Below are 16740 nucleotides of genomic sequence, written 5' to 3' on the forward strand. Positions count from 1 at the left end.
CGTGAAGGCGTCAGGACCTAAACCTGGTGCGTCTACCAATTTCGCCACCCGCGCGGGTCTTGCTTGGACTGCTGCTTGCTGCCGTTTGGCATGGTGCAGCAACCCCGTAGGCGATTCGGCAAACCGGCGATTGTAGCGATCTCCCGCGCTTTGCCCGCCGCCTCTTGTGCACGGGGCGGCAAAACCCTGACGAACAGCGTCAGAGCTGGCTGCCGGCTTCGTCGTGCAGCGGGCTGTGCGTCCGGGTGTGCTCCTCGGGCCGCTGCACGCGGAACCACGCCGCGTACATGGCCGGCAGTGCCAGCAGCGTCAGCACCGTCGCAACGATGAGCCCGCCCATGATGGCCACCGCCATCGGCCCCCAGAACACGCTGCGCGACAGCGGGATCATGGCGAGCACGGCGGCGGCGGCCGTCAGCACGATGGGGCGGAATCGCCGCACGGCCGACTCGACGATGGCCGACCAGTCCGGCACACCGCGGGCGCGGTCCTGCTCGATCTGGTCGATCAGGATGACCGAGTTGCGCATGATCATGCCCATCAGTGCAATGACGCCCAGCAGCGCGACAAAGCCGAAAGGCCGGTTCAGCAGCAGCAGCGCCATCGCCACGCCCGCGATGCCAAGCGGCCCGGTCAGGAAGACCAGCATCGCGCGACTGAAGCTCTGCAGCTGCAGCATCAGCAGCGTGAAGGTGATGAAGAGCATGACGGGAACACCGGCAGCGATGGAGCCCTGGCCCTTGCTGCTCTCCTCCACGGCACCGGCGATCTGGATGCCGTAGCCCGTGGGCATCTGCTTCTGCAGCTCGTCGAGCTTGGGCCAAACCTCCTTGGTCACGGTCGCGCCCTGCAGGCCCTCGGCGACATCGCCCTGCACCGTCACCGCGTAGTTGCGACCTTCGCGCCACAACACGCCAGGCTCCCAGGCGAACTCCACGCGGGCGATCTGCGTCAGCGGGATGGCGCGACCGCTGCTGGTGGGCACGTAGGCGTTGCCGATGTCGGTGATGACGTTGCGCTCTTCCTCAGGCTGGCGCAGCACAATGTCGATGAGTTTGTCGGCCTCACGGTACTGCCCGATGACGGTACCCGACAGCAGCGTGCGCGCCGACTGCGCCAGGCTCTGGCTGGTGACGCCGAGTGCCCGCGCCTTGTCCTGATCCACGTTCAGGCGCAAGGTCTTGACGTTCTCGTTCCAGTTGTCGTTGACGCCACGCATGTTGGGACTGGCGCGCAGGATGTCCTTGGCCTTGTCGGCCCACTCGCGCACGACCTTCGGGTCCGCGCCGGTGACGCGGAACTGCACGGGGTACTGCACCGGCGGCCCGTTGGGAAGCAGCTTGACCCGGCCGCGCGCCTCCGGGAACTCTTCCGCCAGGACGGCAGGCAGGCGCTTGCGCAGTTCCTCGCGCTCCGCCAGGCCCTTGGGCAGCAGGATCGACTGCATCACGTTCGTCGCCGGGAAGATGGTGTCCAGCGGCAGGTAGAAGCGCGGCACGCCGGAACCCACCCAGCTCGTGACCGTGGCGATGCCGGGCTCCTTCAGCATGCGGGCCTCGAAGCGCTTGGCCAGCGCCTCGGTCTCCTGGATGGTCGACCCCTCGGGCAGCGAGAGATCCACCAGCACTTCGGGGCGGCTGGAGTCGGGGAAGAACTGCTGCTGCACCCGGCCCATGCCGGCGACGCCCAGCCCGAACACCAGCATCGTGAGGCCGATGGTCTTCCAGCGGTTCTCCACGCACCACCGCACCAGGTTGCGGAAGCGGTTGTAGAACGGCGTGTCGAAGAGCTCGTGCACCTCGCCCTCCGTCGCCGGCCTGGCCTTGAGCAACAGGGCGCCGAGGTAGGGCACGAAATAGACGGAGGCCACCCAGGAGATGACCAGCGCCGCTGCGGTCACGGCAAAGATGGCGAAGGTGTACTCGCCTGTCATCGACTTCGCCAGCCCGATGGGCAGGAAGCCCACCGCCGTGATCAGCGTGCCCGTGAGCATCGGCATCGCCGTCACGTCATAGGCGTAGGTGGCCGCGTGCATCTTGTCGTAGCCCTCTTCGAGCTTGCGCACCATCATCTCGACCGCAATGATGGCGTCGTCCACCAGCAATCCCAGCGCGATGATCAGCGAGCCCAGCGAGATCTTGTGCAGGCCCACGCCCCAATAGAACATGGCGACGAAGGTGATGGCCAGCACCAGCGGGATGGTGATGGCGACGACCAGGCCGGGCCAGATGTCGATGCGCAGCGGCCGCGTGTGCAGACCCAGAGAGATGAAGCTGACCGCCAGCACGATGATGACGGCCTCGATCAGCACGTGCACGAACTCGCCGACCGACGTCGTGACGGCCTTCGGCTGGTCCTGAATCTGTTCGAGATGGATGCCGACGGGCAGGTCGCGCTCTATGGCCTTGAAGGCGACCGTCAGGGCCTTGCCCATCGCGATGATGTCGCCGCCCTTGGCCATGGAAACCCCGATCGCCAGCACTTCCTTGCCCTGGTGGCGCACCGTGGTGGTGGGCGGGTCGACATAGGCACGCTTGATCTCGGCGATATCCCCCAGGCGCAGCTGGCTGGCCACACCGGTCTGCGGGTTGACGGCGCGGATGGGCACCTCCGCCAGTGCCTGGGCCGACGTGAACTGACCCTGCACCCGAATCTGGAAGTTGGCGCTGCCCGCGTTCAACACGCCCGCACTCTCCACAGCGTTCTGCGCACCAACCTGGTTGATCACCTGGCTGAAGTCCAGGCCCAGCTGGGCCAGGCGCTTCTGGGAGATCTCGACAAAGAGCTTCTCCGGCTGGATGCCGAAGATCTCGACCTTGGCCACGTCCTTGACCTGCAGCAGCGCCTGGCGCACGCGGTCGGCGTGCTCCCGCAGCTCTTCGCGGCTGAAGCCGTCACTGGAAAGCGCGTAGATGGAGCCGTAGACGTCGCCGAACTCGTCATTGAACAGCGGGCCCAGCACCCCCTGCGGCAGCGTGGCACGCATGTCGCCGACCTTCTTGCGCACCTGGTACCAGATCTCAGCCACCTCCTTGGGAGGCGTGTTGTCCCTGAGCTGGAAGATGGTGATGGATTCGCCGGGCTTGGTGGACGAGCGGATCTTGTCTGCGTAGTTCACCTCCTGCAGCGTCTTCTCGATCTTGTCGGTGACCTGGTCGGCCATCTGCTGAGCGGTGGCACCCGGCCAGTAGGCCTGGATGACCATGCCGCGGAAGGTGAACGGCGGATCCTCGTCCTGGCCCAGCTGGAAGTAGGCGGCGAAGCCCATCAGCATCAGCACCACCATCAGGTAGCGCGTCAGGGCCGGATGCTCCAGGGCCCAGCGCGAGACGTTGAAGCCGCCAGCGTAGGGTTGCTTGGTGATCGGGGAGCTGTTCATTGCGCGGCCCCGGCTCAGCGCGATGCCGCAGGGACCGCGGGGACCGGCGCCTCACCCGGGGTGCGTGGCGGCACGTAGCGCTTCACCTTCTGGCCGGGGTTGAGCACGTGCACGCCGGCGACGACGACCTCTTGGCCGGCACTCAGCCCGCCGGCGATGATGACCTGGTTGCCTTCGGCGCCGCCCACTTGCACCGGCACGGGCTTGACCGTCATCGACGCACCGTCCAGCGTCCAGACGGCGGTCTTGCCGCCCTGCTGCAGCACCGCGGCCAGTGGTAGCTTGATGACGCCGGCCGTTTGCGGCAGGTCGAGCACGACGGTGGCGGACTGGCCCAGCCGCACGTCCAGCTTGCCGGCATCGGCCTTGATGAGGAAGGTGCGCGTGACCGGATCGGCCGCGGCGGCCACCTCGCGCAGCGTCAGCGGCCAGGTCTTGTCGCCGCCCCACAGCCGCGCCTTCAACGCACCGGGCTGGCCAGCGGCGGCCTTCACACGGGCGATCTGGTCTTCCGGCACCGAGAAGACGATGTCGCGCGGGCCGTCCAGCGCCAGGCTGACGACCGGCGTGCCGGCGGCCAGCACCTGGCCCGGCTCGGCGTTGATGCCGGTGATCACGCCCGGTCCATCGGCCACGAGCTGGGCATAGCCGGCCTGATTGCCCTGCACATCGGCCTGGGCCTTGGCCTGTTCCAGTTGGGCCTGCGCGGCCTTGAAGGCCGAGTCGCGCCGTTCCAGTTCGGCCGCGCTGATGAAGCCCTGGCGCTGCAGGTCGACGAAGCGCTTGTAGTCGGCGCCGGCCTGGTCGCGGTTGGTGCGGGCGGCCGCCACGCCGGCGGCCGCGGCGGCCTGCGCCAGCCTCAGATCCTGCGCGTCAAGGCGGGCCAGCACCTGCCCGGCCTTGACGGTGTCACCCAGGTTGACGGCCCGGCTCAGCAGCTTGCCGCTGACGCGGAAGGACAGGCGGGACTCAATGCGCGGCTTCACCTCGGCCGCATACTCGTGGCTGGCGCTCGCCGTGCCGATGCTGACGAGTTCGGTGCGCACCGCCCGCTCCGGCTCGGGCGCGGCGGGCTGCTTCCCGCAACCCGACAGCAATGCCGAGAGCAGTGTCACCAGCAGCAGGGGCGACGCGAGACGCAAAAGATGGGGCATGCAGACCTCGGCAGGGGTAAAGCGGCCGGGAGACTTTAATGACCGGCGGGTCAATAATGTATTCAGAGCCTGTGACAACTGTCAAACCTTGCAGAATTTCGCTGTTGTGCCGGGGCTTTGCAAGCGGAACTTGAGAAAAAGCTTGAGCGTCGACCACTACGAGAACTTTCCCGTTGCTTCCGTGCTGTGCCCGCCCGCGCTGCGGCCTGCGGTCGTTTCGATCTATCACTTCGCGCGCACGGCCGACGACCTGGCCGACGAGGGCGACGCCCGTACCGACGAGCGTGTCCAGGCGCTGCGCGACTATCGCGCCGATCTGGCCGCCACCGTGGCCGGCCAGTCGCCCTCTTCGCGATGGCTGCACGTCTATGCCCCTCTGGCGCGCGAGATGCACCGCTTGCAGCCGCCGCTGCTGCACGACCTGCTGGACGCCTTCGAGCAAGACCTGGCGCCGCCGCGCTATCTGGACCGCGCGCACCTGCTGGACTACTGCCGCCGTTCGGCCAACCCGGTGGGCCGCCTTCTGCTGGGGCTGTATGGGGTGGATGATCCGACCTCGCTGCGCCGCTCGGACGCGATCTGCTCGGCGCTGCAGCTGATCAACTTCTGGCAGGACTTCAGCCGTGACGGTCCCAACGGCCGGCTCTACGTGCCGCAGGCGGACCTGGACCGCCACGGCCTCAGCGCCGACGATGTGCTGGCCTGCCGCGACAGCCCGGCAGCCCGTGCGCTGATCACCGAACTCTGCGCCTGGGCACGTGGGCTGATGAAGGAAGGTGCCCCCTTGGCCCTCGCCCTGCCCGGCCGCGCCGGCTGGGAGCTGCGCTTCGTCATCCAGGGCGGCCTGCTCATCCTCGACAAGATCGCCGCACGGAATCACGACAGCTTGCTCCATCGCCCCGCACTCAGGGTTTGGGACCTCCCTCGCCTGACCTGGCGCGCCCTGACAATGCGGGCCGCATCATGAGCCCAGAGCAATACGTCCAGGACAAGGCCGCCGCGAGCGGTTCGAGCTTCTATTACGCCTTCCTGTTCCTGCCGCCACACCGGCGCGCGGCGATCACGGCCTTCTACGCCTTTTGCCGCGAGGTGGACGACGTCGTCGACGAGACCCAAGACGCCGGCGTCGCCGCGACCAAGCTGGCCTGGTGGCGCAAGGAAGTGGCCGGCGCCTTTGCCGGCCAGCCCAGCCACCCGGTCATGAAAGCGTTGATGCCCCATGTGCAGGCCTTCGACATCCGCATCGACCACCTGAATGCCGTCATCGAAGGCTGCGAGATGGACCTGCAGCAGACGCGCTACCTGGACTTTCCCGGCCTGGCACGCTACTGCCACCTGGTGGCAGGCGTTGTCGGCGAGGTGGCCAGCGGCATCTTCGGCCGCACCCAGCCGCAGACCATCGAGTACGCCCACAAGCTGGGCCTGGCCATGCAGCTGACCAACATCATCCGCGACGTCGGCGACGACGCCCGGCGCGGCCGCATCTACCTGCCCGTGAACGAGCTGCAGCAGTTCGGCGTCAAGGCCAACGAGATCCTGCTGCGCAGCAAGCCCTGGGGCTACAGCGATCGCTTTACCGCACTGATGAAGTTCCAGGCCGCGCGCGCGCACCAGCTCTACGACGAGGCCCTCGCGCTGCTGCCCCAGGCCGACCGCAGCACCCAGAAGCCCGGCCTGATGATGGCCAACATCTACCGCGCCCTGCTCGTCGAGATCGAGCGCGAGAACTTCCAGGTACTGCACCAGCGCATCTCGCTGACGCCGCTGCGAAAGCTCTGGATCGCGATGAAGACCAATTGGAAGAGATGACCCACCTCCAACCGGCCAAGCAGCCACGCACGCGCGCCCGATGGCCCGGCCAAGCCGGCTCCATGGGATTCGCTCGGTCGTGAGGACAGCCGTCATCGGCGGTGGCTGGGCCGGCATTGCGGCCGCGGTCGCGCTGGCCGACGCCGGCCACGACATCACCGTCTTCGAGATGGCCCCGCAGCTCGGCGGCCGCGCGCGCAGCGTGGCGGGCCAGGATGCTGCCTGGCCCTACGACAACGGCCAGCACATCCTCATCGGCGCCTACCGCGACAGCCTGGCACTGATGCGCCGCCTCGGCATCGCCCCCGAGCAGGCGCTGGCGCGGCTGCCGCTCGCCCTGCCCTATCCCGGCGAGCCCGGCCTGCGACTGCCGCCCGGGCCGCCGCTGATCAGCTTCACGCGCGGCGTACTCTCCCACCGCGGTTGGCCACTGTCGGCCCGACTGGGGCTGTTGAGTGCCGCCACAGGCTGGCTGGCACGCGGTTTTCGCTGCGCGCCGGGCCTCAGCGTCGCCGAGCTGTGCGTCGGCCTGGCTGCGGCCGTGAAGCGCGACCTCGTTGAGCCGCTCTGCATTGCTGCGCTGAACACGCCCGCGGCCGAGGCCAGCGCCCAAGTCTTCCTGCGCGTGCTCAAGGACGCCCTCTTCGGCGGCGCCGGCAGCGCGGACCTGCTGCTGCCGCGACAGCCGCTGTCCGAGTTGCTGGCGGGGCCGGCCGCCGCGTGGCTGGGGCCGCGGCTGCGCCTGGGCTGCCGGGTGCGAGAGATCGCGCCGAGCTGGCGCGTCGACGGCGAGACCTTTGACGGCGTCGTGCTCGCGTGCACCAGCGTCGAGGCCGCCAGGCTGACCGCGGACCTCGCGCCGGACTGGTCGGCGGCGGCCGGTGCGCTGGATTTCGAGCCCATCATCACCGTCTACCTGAACAGTCCGGGCAGCCGCCTGCCCACGCCGATGCTGGCGCTGCGCGACGGGCCAGACGCACCGGCCCAGTTCGTCTTCGACCAGGGTCAGCTCGGCGGCGCGCCGGGCCGCTTCGCCTTCGTCGTCAGCGGCGCGGCGCCCTGGGTCGAGCGCGGCGGCTGTGCCGAAGCCGTACTGGCCCAGGCCCGACGCGAACTCGCCTGGACCACGCCCCCCACCGTCGACAGGCTGCTGGCCGAGAAGCGCGCGACCTTTGCCTGCACGCCGGGTCTGGCGCGGCCGCCCGCCCGGATCGCCCCAGGCCTGTTCGCGGCGGGTGACTACGTCCAGGGCCCCTATCCCGCCACGCTCGAGGGCGCCGTGCGCGCCGGCCTCGCGGCCGCTCAGGGCATGGGCACCGGTGCGAAGGGCGCCGCCAGCGGCTCGCCCACGAAGACCCCCTGAGCCGGCCAGGCCACGCTGTGCCAATAGGCCTCCAGCGCACTGACACCCTGCGCATAGGCCTGGAGCAGTCGCTGCGGATGCGGGAACTTCTGCAGGTGATTGCAGGGCTCGCTGACGGTCCCGTAGCTGGCCGTTGCGCCGGCATCGATCCAGTCGAGGATGTTCATCTGGCCTTCGCCCACGGGCCGGTCGAGCTGGCCCCCAAACGAGGTCAGGTGGTCGGCCAGCGCGCCGGGCAGCCACTCGCCGCCCAGCGGCGCGGGCACCCGGGCCAGGCCGGTCTGGTAGATCAGGGTGCGGCGCATGGGGGGCAGCGCGTCGCTCTTCACGCGCACGACCTCGAAGCCGGGTGCACCGGGTACCGGGCCGGCCGGCGGGAACAGGCGCTCGCGGACGTTGCGCGCGGCATCGGGCGTGGCCGCGAGATAGGCCACGGCCGCCTCGGGCACCACGTCGGCCAGCCGGTGATCGGCGGCGATGCCGCGTTCGATCATCGCCATGGCCGCTGGTACCGAGCGGGCGGCCAGTTGCATCGTCGGTCGCAGCCCAATGACCAGCCAGGGTCGGGCGCCGAAATAGCTCGTGTAGGGACTGGTGCGCGTGGCAGCACAGGTGTTGGCGCAGAGATCGGGCTGCAGGCCCAGCCCCAGCGCACTGGTCAGCGAATTGCAGCCGACGGCATAAGGCTGCACCCAGGCCAGCGCCAGGCCGTTGACGTTCTCGGGCATGTGACTGCGCAGCGTCTGGTCCAGCACCGCGAACTCCTCCGGCGTGAGGCTGGCCCTCATGGGCAACTGGACGCGCAGGATCTGCTCGGCCGGAATGCCGCGCCGCTTGGCGTAGTACTCGCCGATGGTGACCGAATAGGGGTCGGCCGTGTTGATGACCAGGCCCAGCTCATTGGCCGTGATGCGCCCGTACAGCCGCGGCGCGCGCAGCCAGCGCGCCTCCGTCAGACCACTCGCCGCAGGAGGTGCCGGTTCAGCCGCCTGGACCGCTCCTACGCAGGCCAGCAGCAGCCCCACCAGGACTTGCCATCTGCTGAAGCACGCTTTCGCCATACAAAACACCCGCAATCTCCCCCACAATGACGCCATGAAATCCAAAGAGGCCCGGCAAACCCCGGCCATCCAGGTACTGGAGCGCATGTTCGCGCTGCTGGACGTGCTGGCCGGCCACCAGGACCCTGTCTCGCTGAAGGCCCTGTCCGAGGCCACCGGCCTGCACCCCTCCACGGCCCACCGCATTCTCAATGACCTGACCCTGGGCCGCTTCGTCGACCGGCCGGAAGCGGGCAGCTATCGGCTCGGCATGCGCATGCTGGAGCTGGGCAACCTCGTCAAGGCGCGGCTGGACGTGCGCGACGCGGCGCTGCCGGCGATGCGCGAACTGCACAAGTTCACCCACCAGCCGGTCAATCTGTCGGTACGCCAGGGCGACGAGATCGTCTACATCGAGCGCACCTACTCCGAGCGCTCAGGCATGCAGGTCGTGCGCGCCGTCGGAGGCCGCGCACCGCTGCACCTCACGTCGGTAGGCAAGCTCTTCCTAGCGGGCGACGACAGCCCGCGCGTGCGGGCCTATGCAACGCGCACCGGCCTGTCGGGCCACACACGCAACAGCCTCACCGACATCGGCGCGCTGGAGCGCGAGCTGGCCATGGTGCGCCAGCGAGGCATCGCCCGCGACGACGAGGAACTGGAGCTGGGCGTGCGCTGCATGGCCGCCGGCATCTACGACGACCAAGACAAGCTGGTGGCCGGGCTGTCCATCTCGGCGCCCGCCGACCGGCTGGAGGAAAGCTGGGTCGTGCGGCTGAAGGAGACCGCGGCGCAGATCTCGGCCGCGCTGGGCCACCGGGCCTGACCTCCGGGCTGCGCGCCCCTTTGAAAACAAACGCGGCGCCGAGGCGCCGCGTTTTTCGTTCAGGCTCAGCCCGCTCAGAGCTTGGAAGACACCGTCGCGTTGTCACCCTGGCTGGCCAGCCACTTGCGCATGCGCTCGGCGTCGGCGATCCGCGACGCCTTGCCGCTGGAATCCAGGAACACCATGATGAGCTTGCGACCGGCCATGCTGGCCTGCATGACCAGGCACTTGCCGGCCTCATTGATGAAGCCGGTCTTCTGCAGGCCGATATCCCACAGCGGGTTGGACAGCAGGCCGTTGGTGGAGCGGAACTGCACCAGGCGCTTGCCCAGGGCCACGCGGGCCTCGCGCGAAGTGGACAGGTCGCGCAGCAGCGTCACCTGGCTGGTCGTGTTGACGAGCTTGGCCAGGTCGGCCGCGCTGCTCTGGTTGCGACTGGACAGACCCGTGGGCTCGACGTAGTGCGTGTCGACCATGCCGAGGCTGTGGGCCTTGGCGTTCATCGCCGCCACGAAAGCCTCCAGCCCGCCCGGATAGTTGCGGCCCAGCGCATGCGCTGCGCGGTTCTCGCTGGCCATCAATGCCAGATGCAGCATGTCGCCGCGCGTCAGCGTCGTGCCGACGGCCAGGCGCGAACGGGTGTTCTTCTCGGTGTCGATGTCGTCAGAGGTGACCGTGATCTTCTCGTCCAGCGACAGGCCCGCCTCCACCACCACCAGCGCCGTCATCAGCTTGGTGATGGACGCGATGGGCAGCACGGCCTGCGGGTTCTTGGAGAACAGCACCTCGTTGGTGTCCTGATCCAGCACGTACGCGACGCTGGACTTCAGCGACAGCGGATCGTCCACGTCGTGCAAACCGGCCACTTGGCCAAAGGTCTGCACCGCCGGGATGACCGGGGCGGCCTTGCGCACGACGACGGACTTGACCTTGCGGGTCTGCGTCGGTGTGGCCTTGGTCTTCGATTTGGTGACCGTGGAGGCGGCCTCGGCGGCCCCCATGGACAACAGGGCGAGGCTCAGAAAGGCGGCGGCAAAAGTCTTCAACGGGGTCCCCAACGGCTGGACGGCAGTGTAAATGATGCCAAAAATACTGACAAGATAAGAACTTAAGTGAGATTCCTCAAGTGAATTCCTGTCCCGTCATTTCGGGCCACTCACTTCAGGCCTGCCACCGGCTCTATCGCTTCGCAGCGGGATCCAAACGCTCGCAAGTAGGCCTTGGCTGACACGGCCTGGGTATCGGGTCGGCCCCGAATGCCCCAGATTGCCGCTCAGCAGCCCCGCCCACTGCCCGCAGGGTGCCATAGGCAGCGATTCTGCGTTCGCCTCGATGGCTCCGACGCAGGAGCAGCGGGGGCTTTCCGCGCCAAATTTCTCATCAGCACGAAAACGTTTGTGAGCGCCGTGATCGAGGTCACAGCCGTTACAGGGCCCCTGGCCCAGGCCTTGTGGGGCCACCTGCCCGGCGCAGGCTCCGCCCCAGCAGGCCGGAGGCGTTGCCGCCCCGGATGGGCAAATACGCGGCGGAATCGCTCCCGAGGCGGGCCGCGAGCGCCCCCCCCGCAAGGGGCCTCAGCAGCCGCGACCACGACCGAGCGTCGTCGACAACCGAGCGCCCCACACGGCCAGCGGCGCGTGTCCCGCCAGGCGTCGCGCCACTATCCCTGGGCCGCCACCCGCTCCGTCTTGCTCTGCAGCTTGTTCAACGCGCTGAGATAGGCCTTGGCGGACGCCACCACGATGTCCGGGTCGGCCCCGACGCCGTTGACCACGCGCCCGGCGTGCTGCAACCGCACGGTCACCTCGCCCTGCGATTCGGTGCTGCCGCCGGTGATGGCGTTGACCGAATACAGCACCATTTCCGCGCCCGACTCGACGACGGACTCGATGGCGCGCAGCGTGGCGTCCACCGGACCGTTGCCGTCGCTCTCCGCACGGTGCTCCTGGTGGCCGACGGCGAAGATGATCGCGGCGTGCGGGCGCTCCCCGGTCTCAGAACGCTGGGACAGCGACAGCAACCGGTAGTGCTCGGCATCGTTGACGACGGACTCGTCCATGACAAGGGCGACGATGTCCTCGTCGAAGATCTCGTTCTTTCGGTCGGCCAGGTCCTTGAAGCGCTGGAACGCCGCGTTGACCTCGGCCTCGCTTTCCAGCTGGATGCCCAGCTCCTGCAGCCGCTGCTTGAAGGCGTTGCGGCCCGAGAGCTTGCCCAGCACGATCTTGTTGGCGGCCCAACCCACGTCCTCGGCACGCATGATCTCGTAGGTGTCGCGCGCCTTCAGCACGCCATCCTGGTGGATGCCGGACGCATGCGCGAACGCGTTGGCACCGACCACGGCTTTGTTGGGCTGCACGACAAAGCCGGTCGTCTGCGAGACCAACTTGGAGGCCGGCACGATCTGCGACGTCTCGATGCCGACATCCAACCCGAAGTAGTCCCGTCGCGTCTTGACGGCCATGACGACTTCCTCGAGTGAACAGTTGCCCGCTCGCTCGCCCAGGCCGTTGATGGTGCATTCGATCTGCCGCGCGCCACCGATCTTCACGCCGGCCAGAGAGTTGGCGACCGCCATGCCCAGGTCGTTGTGGCAGTGCACGCTCCAGATCGCCTGGTCCGAGTTCGGCACCTTCTCGCGCAGTCGACGGATGAAGTCCCCGTACAGCTCGGGAATGCCGTAGCCCACCGTGTCGGGGATGTTGATGGTGCCGGCACCTTCCTTGATGACGGACTCGCAGACGCGAGCCAGGAAGTCGATGTCGGAGCGGTAGCCGTCCTCGGGCGAGAACTCGATGTCGCCGCACAGGTTGCGCGCGAAGCGCACGGCAAGCGTGGCCTGCTCCAGCACCTGCTCGCGGGTCATGCGCAGCTTCTTCTCCATGTGGAGTTCGCTGGTCGCGATGAAGGTGTGGATGCGGGCCTGCTGCGCCGGCGCCAGGGCCTCGGCTGCGCGCGAGATGTCGCGATCATTGGCGCGGGCCAGCGAGCACACGGTGCTGTCCCGGACCGCCGCGGCGATGGCCTTGACGGCCTCGAAGTCGCCATTGCTGGAGGCCGCGAAGCCGGCCTCAATGATGTCAACCTTCATGCGCTCGAGCTGGCGGGCGATGCGCAGCTTCTCCTCGCGCGTCATCGAAGCGCCGGGCGATTGCTCGCCATCGCGCAGCGTGGTGTCGAAGATGATGAGCTTGTCGGTCATCGCACGTTCTCCTCTCGGGTTTGCGGCACCGACACCGGTGCGCGCGACAGGCCGGACAGGATGGCCTGCATGGATGCTCGCACGATGCTGCCATCAATGCCCACGCCATGCCGGGTCACGTCGCCGACCCGCAGTTCCAGGTAAGCCACGGCGCGCGCGTCGGCACCGCTGCCGATGGCGTGCTCGTGGTAGTCCAGCACTCTCACCTCCTGACCGAGGCGGGCCGAGAGTGCGTTGACGAAGGCGTCGATCGGGCCATTGCCCTCACCCTGCACATGTCCCATCCAGCCCCCCAGCACGACCTCGGCGGACAGCCGCATCGCGCCCCCCGCCACCTCGGTCATCTGCGGCTGCACGACGGAGGCGCCAGCGTTGCCGATGCCGTATTCACGCTCGAAAATGGCGTGGAGGTCCGCGGCCGTCAGCTCCTTGCCCGCGTCATCCATGACGCGCTGCACGACCTGGCTGAACTCGATCTGCAGGCGGCGCGGCAGCTCCAGGCCGTACTCGGCTTCGAGCAGATAGGCGATGCCGCCCTTGCCGGACTGACTGTTCACACGGATCACGGCGTCGTAGCTGCGGCCCAGGTCCTTGGGATCGACGGGGAGATAGGGCATGTCCCAGAGGTCGCCCTCCTGGCGCGCCGCGAAGGCCTTCTTGATCGCGTCCTGATGCGAGCCTGAGAAAGACGTGTAGACCAGGTCGCCCACGTAGGGGTGGCGCGGGTGGACCGCGATCTGCGTGCAGTGCTCGACGCAGCGGCGCACCTCGTCGATGTCGGAGAAGTCCAACTGCGGGTCCACGCCCTGGGTATAGAGGTTCAGCGCGATGTTGACCAGGTCCACGTTGCCGGTGCGCTCACCATTGCCAAACAGGCAGCCCTCGACGCGGTCGGCGCCCGCCATCAGTGCAAGCTCGCCGGCGGCCGTGCCCGTGCCGCGGTCGTTGTGCGGGTGGACCGACAGCACGATGCAGTCGCGGCGCGCCAGGTTGCGGTGCATCCACTCGATCATGTCGGCAAAGATGTTGGGCGTGCTGTGCTCGACGGTGGATGGCAGGTTGATGATGCACTTGCGCTCGGACGTCGGGGCCCACACGGCGGTCACCGCATCGACGACGCGCTTGCTGAAGGCCAGCTCGGTGCCGGAGAACATCTCGGGCGAGTACTCGAAGCGCCAGTCCGTGCCCGGGCGCACCGCGGCCAGTTCCTTGATCTGGCGGGCGTGCGAGGCCGCGAGTTCCACGATGCCGTCCTCATCTGTGCCCAGCACGACGCGGCGCATGATGGGCGCGACCGCGTTGTAGATATGGACGATGACGCGCTTGGCGCCGTCCAGCGACTCGAAGGTGCGCTCGATGAGGTGGGACCGTGCCTGCGTCAGCACCTGGATGGTCACGTCATCGGGGATGTGGCCACCGTCGATCAGCAGGCGGATGAAGTCGAACTCGGTCTGCGACGCCGAAGGGAAGCCGACCTCGATCTCCTTGAAGCCGATCTTCACGAGCTGCTGGAACATGCGCAGCTTGCGCGCGATGTCCATGGGCTCAATCAGCGCCTGGTTGCCGTCGCGCAGGTCGGTGCTCAGCCAGATCGGCGCACGGGTCAGCACGGCGTCGGGCCAGGTGCGGTCCGGCAATGCGACAGGGGCGAAGGGGCGGTACTTGAGCTGCGGTTGCTTCAACATCATGGTGAGTCCATCCGGTGGGGTGGGCGCAACCTGCAGCATCAGAAAACGAGAACGGCCCGCTGCGGTTGCATACGGGCCGTTGGTGTCAGTGTGAGCTTATGTGCGGTGCAAGCGTATAGGCGCGGCTGACTAGCGAACCCGTGGTTCCTCTAGCGCTAGTAGCAGGCTAATTCGCGTGGTGCAGCTCATGGGACTGGAATCTAGCACGAAAGCCTATTGATGCAAGCCGCGCTCATCGGGCTCGTCGGTGCTCGTGGAGATGACGCTGACGGGCTTGCCCTTGGCCTTGCGCCAGGCATAGATGGCGTAGCCAGACAGGCCGTAAACGCAGAAGGCACCGAAGAGAACGCGCGATGGATCGAGTGCAGCGAGGCCGATGCCGAGCATGATCACGACCAGCACGACGAAGGGCACGGAGCGCCTTCTGTCGAAGACTTTGAAGCTGTAGAACGGAGCATTCGTGACCATCGAAAGGCCGGCAAACAGTGTCACGCCGTAGGCCGTCCAGGCCACCCAGCTACCCGCCTGCACGCCGGTGTAGGTGGACCGATCCACCACGGCCCAGATGAAACCGATGACCAGCGCCGCCGCCGCCGGACTGGGCAGACCCTGGAAGAAACGCTTGTCGACGACGCCGATGTTGACGTTGAAGCGCGCGAGCCGCAGCGCGGCGCCGGCGATGTAGACAAAGGCCGGGATCCAGCCCGGCTTGCCCATGTCCTTCAACGCCCACATGTAGACGATAAGGGCCGGCGCGGCGCCGAAGGCGACCATGTCGGACAGGCTGTCCATCTGCTCGCCGAAGGCGGATTGCGTGTTGGTCATACGCGCGACGCGGCCGTCCAGGCTGTCCAGGATGGCGGCGGCAAAGATGGCCACGCAGGCCACCTCGAAGCGACCGTTCATGGCCATGACGATGGCGTAGAAGGCGCTGAAGAGCGCGCCCAGCGTGATGGCGTTGGGCAGCGCGTAGATGCCTTTGCGGCGGGGGCGGACGGCGACGCTGGGCTCGTCGTCCTCGGAGGGGTCAGGGGTCATAGCCAGCAGGATAGCTGACACATCCCGGCAGCAGGTGCTCCTAGCATCACCGTGAACCTCAGGAGACACCTCGTGAAGCTCGTCGAAGTCCGCACCTACCGCCTCAAGCCCGGCTGCGCCGAACGTTTCACGGCGGCAGTGGGCACGGCCCTGCCCCTGGTGCGTGCCAGCGGCATGGATGTTGTCGCCTTCGGCCGATCGGACCATGAGCATGAGAGTTTCTACCTGATCCGCGCCTTCGACAGCCGCGAGCAGTTGGTCACCCAGCAAGACGCGTTCTACGGCTCGGCGACCTGGCGCGAGGGGCCGCGGCAGGCACTCGTCGACTGCCTGGACACCTATCTGAATACGCTGCTGTGGCTGCCCGCCGAGGCGGTCGAACACCTGCGCGCCAACCACCAAGCCTGAGGGATACGCCATGCCACAGAACCCGGACACGGCCGCACCGGCGGACTTCGACTTCATCATCGGCGACTGGCGCGTACTGCACGAGAGGCTCGACGCGCGCCTCGCGAGCAGCACGACCTGGACTCGCTTTGAGGGCCTCACCTCGACCCGCAAGATCCTCGGCGGCTGGGGCAATCTGGAGGACAACCTGCTGCATCTGCCCAGCGGCCCGTACCGCGCCGTTGCGATGCGCTCCTTCGACGCCGCCACCGGCACCTGGGCCATCTGGTGGCTGGATGGCCGTGCACCGCATGCGCTGGATGCGCCGGTGAAGGGCAGCTTCCAGAACGGCGTCGGCCTGTTCTATTCGGACGACCACTTCGAGGGCCGCCCCATCCGCGTCCGCTTCACCTGGCGTATCGGCCCGGACGGCGACCCGCGCTGGGAGCAGGCCTTCTCCGCCGACGGCGGCGGCAGTTGGGAAACGAACTGGCGCATGCAGTTCATCCGCGTTGACGCCTGAACCATCGGTATTGGGGGCAGCCATTTTGGCTGAGCCCCTCTCACCCGGGACTGGCACCCGCAAGCGTGCGCTCATGTTGAGCGCGCAAGTAAAAAGGCCGGCACCTCGCGGCACCGGCCTCGGAAAGACGGCTCGCGCCTGTCAGTTCTTGGCCTTGTCGACCAGCTTGTTGGCCTTGATCCAGGGCATCATCTCGCGCAGCTTCTCGCCGACTTGCTCGATGGGATGCTCGGCCGTCAGGCGGCGGCGGCTGATCAGCGTCGGCGCGCCGGCCTTGTTCTCGAGGATGAAGCTCTTGGCGTACTCGCCGGTCTGGATGTCCTTCAGGCAC

13 protein-coding genes and 1 pseudogene are annotated in these 16740 nt (G+C 67.7%); 6 read left to right on the forward strand and 8 right to left on the reverse strand.

Annotated features, from left to right (window positions below; translation table 11 throughout):
* Window positions 1-199: 199 nt before the first annotated feature.
* Window positions 200-3379 carry an efflux RND transporter permease subunit gene (locus VGF12_RS15365; RefSeq protein ID WP_331176917.1) on the reverse strand — a complete coding sequence of 1060 codons (3180 nt, stop codon included), beginning with the start codon at window positions 3377-3379 and terminating at the stop codon, window positions 200-202.
* A gap of 14 nt (window positions 3380-3393) precedes the next feature.
* On the reverse strand, window positions 3394-4533 hold the full coding sequence (locus VGF12_RS15370; RefSeq protein ID WP_331176918.1) for an efflux RND transporter periplasmic adaptor subunit: 1140 nt from the start codon (window positions 4531-4533) through the stop codon (window positions 3394-3396).
* Window positions 4534-4675: 142 nt separating this feature from the next.
* On the opposite strand from VGF12_RS15370, the gene hpnC reads away from it, so the two are divergent.
* From hpnC to hpnE, 3 genes are all read left to right on the forward strand, one after another.
* Complete coding sequence (gene hpnC, locus VGF12_RS15375; protein ID WP_331176919.1) at window positions 4676-5500, forward strand: squalene synthase HpnC; 825 nt, start codon at window positions 4676-4678, stop codon at window positions 5498-5500.
* Window positions 5497-6342 carry a presqualene diphosphate synthase HpnD gene (gene hpnD, locus VGF12_RS15380; RefSeq protein WP_331176920.1) on the forward strand — a complete coding sequence of 282 codons (846 nt, stop codon included), beginning with the start codon at window positions 5497-5499 and terminating at the stop codon, window positions 6340-6342. Before hpnC ends, hpnD begins: the two co-directional genes overlap by 4 nt.
* A 79-nt stretch (window positions 6343-6421) precedes the next feature.
* Window positions 6422-7705 (forward strand): hydroxysqualene dehydroxylase HpnE, encoded by a 1284-nt coding sequence (gene hpnE, locus VGF12_RS15385; RefSeq protein ID WP_331176921.1) that lies wholly within the window; start codon window positions 6422-6424, stop codon window positions 7703-7705.
* Here the strand turns inward: hpnE and VGF12_RS15390 are convergent.
* A complete protein-coding gene (locus VGF12_RS15390) occupies window positions 7645-8766 on the reverse strand; it encodes a TIGR03790 family protein (protein ID WP_331176922.1) in 1122 nt (373 codons plus the stop codon). The two genes, hpnE and VGF12_RS15390, sit on opposite strands and share 61 nt — an antisense overlap.
* A 34-nt stretch (window positions 8767-8800) precedes the next feature.
* Here VGF12_RS15390 and VGF12_RS15395 point away from each other — a divergent pair, with 34 nt between their 5' ends.
* Window positions 8801-9571 (forward strand): IclR family transcriptional regulator, encoded by a 771-nt coding sequence (locus VGF12_RS15395; RefSeq protein WP_331176923.1) that lies wholly within the window; start codon window positions 8801-8803, stop codon window positions 9569-9571.
* A gap of 74 nt (window positions 9572-9645) precedes the next feature.
* On the opposite strand, the gene pbpG is transcribed toward VGF12_RS15395, so the two are convergent.
* The 4 genes from pbpG to pssA all read right to left on the reverse strand — a co-directional run bounded on the left by pbpG (window position 9646) and on the right by pssA (window position 15499).
* Window positions 9646-10572 carry a D-alanyl-D-alanine endopeptidase gene (gene pbpG, locus VGF12_RS15400; RefSeq protein WP_331176928.1) on the reverse strand — a complete coding sequence of 309 codons (927 nt, stop codon included), beginning with the start codon at window positions 10570-10572 and terminating at the stop codon, window positions 9646-9648.
* Window positions 10573-11231: 659 nt separating this feature from the next.
* Entirely contained in the window at window positions 11232-12773 is a 1542-nt protein-coding gene (locus VGF12_RS15405) for a 2-isopropylmalate synthase (protein WP_331176924.1), read from the reverse strand.
* Entirely contained in the window at window positions 12770-14458 is a 1689-nt protein-coding gene (gene leuA / locus VGF12_RS15410; protein WP_331176929.1) for a 2-isopropylmalate synthase, read from the reverse strand. The genes VGF12_RS15405 and leuA overlap by 4 nt, the downstream gene beginning before the upstream one ends.
* Window positions 14459-14674: 216 nt before the next feature.
* A complete protein-coding gene (gene pssA / locus VGF12_RS15415; RefSeq protein ID WP_331176925.1) occupies window positions 14675-15499 on the reverse strand; it encodes a CDP-diacylglycerol--serine O-phosphatidyltransferase in 825 nt (274 codons plus the stop codon).
* 72 nt (window positions 15500-15571) lie between these two features.
* On the opposite strand from pssA, the gene VGF12_RS15420 reads away from it, so the two are divergent.
* The gene (locus tag VGF12_RS15420; protein WP_331176926.1) at window positions 15572-15907 is read left to right on the forward strand and encodes an NIPSNAP family protein; all 336 of its coding nucleotides are present in this window, start codon (window positions 15572-15574) and stop codon (window positions 15905-15907) included.
* 10 nt (window positions 15908-15917) lie between these two features.
* Window positions 15918-16409, forward strand: coding sequence for a DUF1579 domain-containing protein (locus tag VGF12_RS15425; RefSeq protein ID WP_331176927.1), 492 nt, complete (start codon window positions 15918-15920; stop codon window positions 16407-16409).
* 141 nt (window positions 16410-16550) lie between these two features.
* On the opposite strand, the pseudogene VGF12_RS15430 reads toward VGF12_RS15425, so the two are convergent.
* A pseudogene (locus VGF12_RS15430) lies at window positions 16551-16740 on the reverse strand (ketol-acid reductoisomerase); the annotation flags it as partial.

The sequence above is a fragment of the Roseateles sp. genome (assembly GCF_036404855.1).
Classification (GTDB): Bacteria; Pseudomonadota; Gammaproteobacteria; order Burkholderiales; family Burkholderiaceae_C; genus Pelomonas.

Bases quoted from the DNA above. Each gene is read 5' to 3' on its own strand.
- VGF12_RS15395 (WP_331176923.1), top strand. From the start codon at position 8,801: ATGAAATCCAAAGAGGCCCGGCAAACCCCGGCCATCCAGGTACTGGAG.
- leuA (WP_331176929.1), bottom strand. From the start codon at position 14,458: ATGTTGAAGCAACCGCAGCTCAAGTACCGCCCCTTCGCCCCTGTCGCA.
- pbpG (WP_331176928.1), bottom strand. From the start codon at position 10,572: ATGGGGGCCGCCGAGGCCGCCTCCACGGTCACCAAATCGAAGACCAAG.
- hpnD (WP_331176920.1), top strand. From the start codon at position 5,497: ATGAGCCCAGAGCAATACGTCCAGGACAAGGCCGCCGCGAGCGGTTCG.
- VGF12_RS15365 (WP_331176917.1), bottom strand. From the start codon at position 3,379: ATGAACAGCTCCCCGATCACCAAGCAACCCTACGCTGGCGGCTTCAAC.
- VGF12_RS15370 (WP_331176918.1), bottom strand. From the start codon at position 4,533: ATGCCCCATCTTTTGCGTCTCGCGTCGCCCCTGCTGCTGGTGACACTG.
- pssA (WP_331176925.1), bottom strand. From the start codon at position 15,499: ATGACCCCTGACCCCTCCGAGGACGACGAGCCCAGCGTCGCCGTCCGC.
- VGF12_RS15405 (WP_331176924.1), bottom strand. From the start codon at position 12,773: ATGACCGACAAGCTCATCATCTTCGACACCACGCTGCGCGATGGCGAG.
- VGF12_RS15390 (WP_331176922.1), bottom strand. From the start codon at position 8,766: ATGGCGAAAGCGTGCTTCAGCAGATGGCAAGTCCTGGTGGGGCTGCTG.
- VGF12_RS15425 (WP_331176927.1), top strand. From the start codon at position 15,918: ATGCCACAGAACCCGGACACGGCCGCACCGGCGGACTTCGACTTCATC.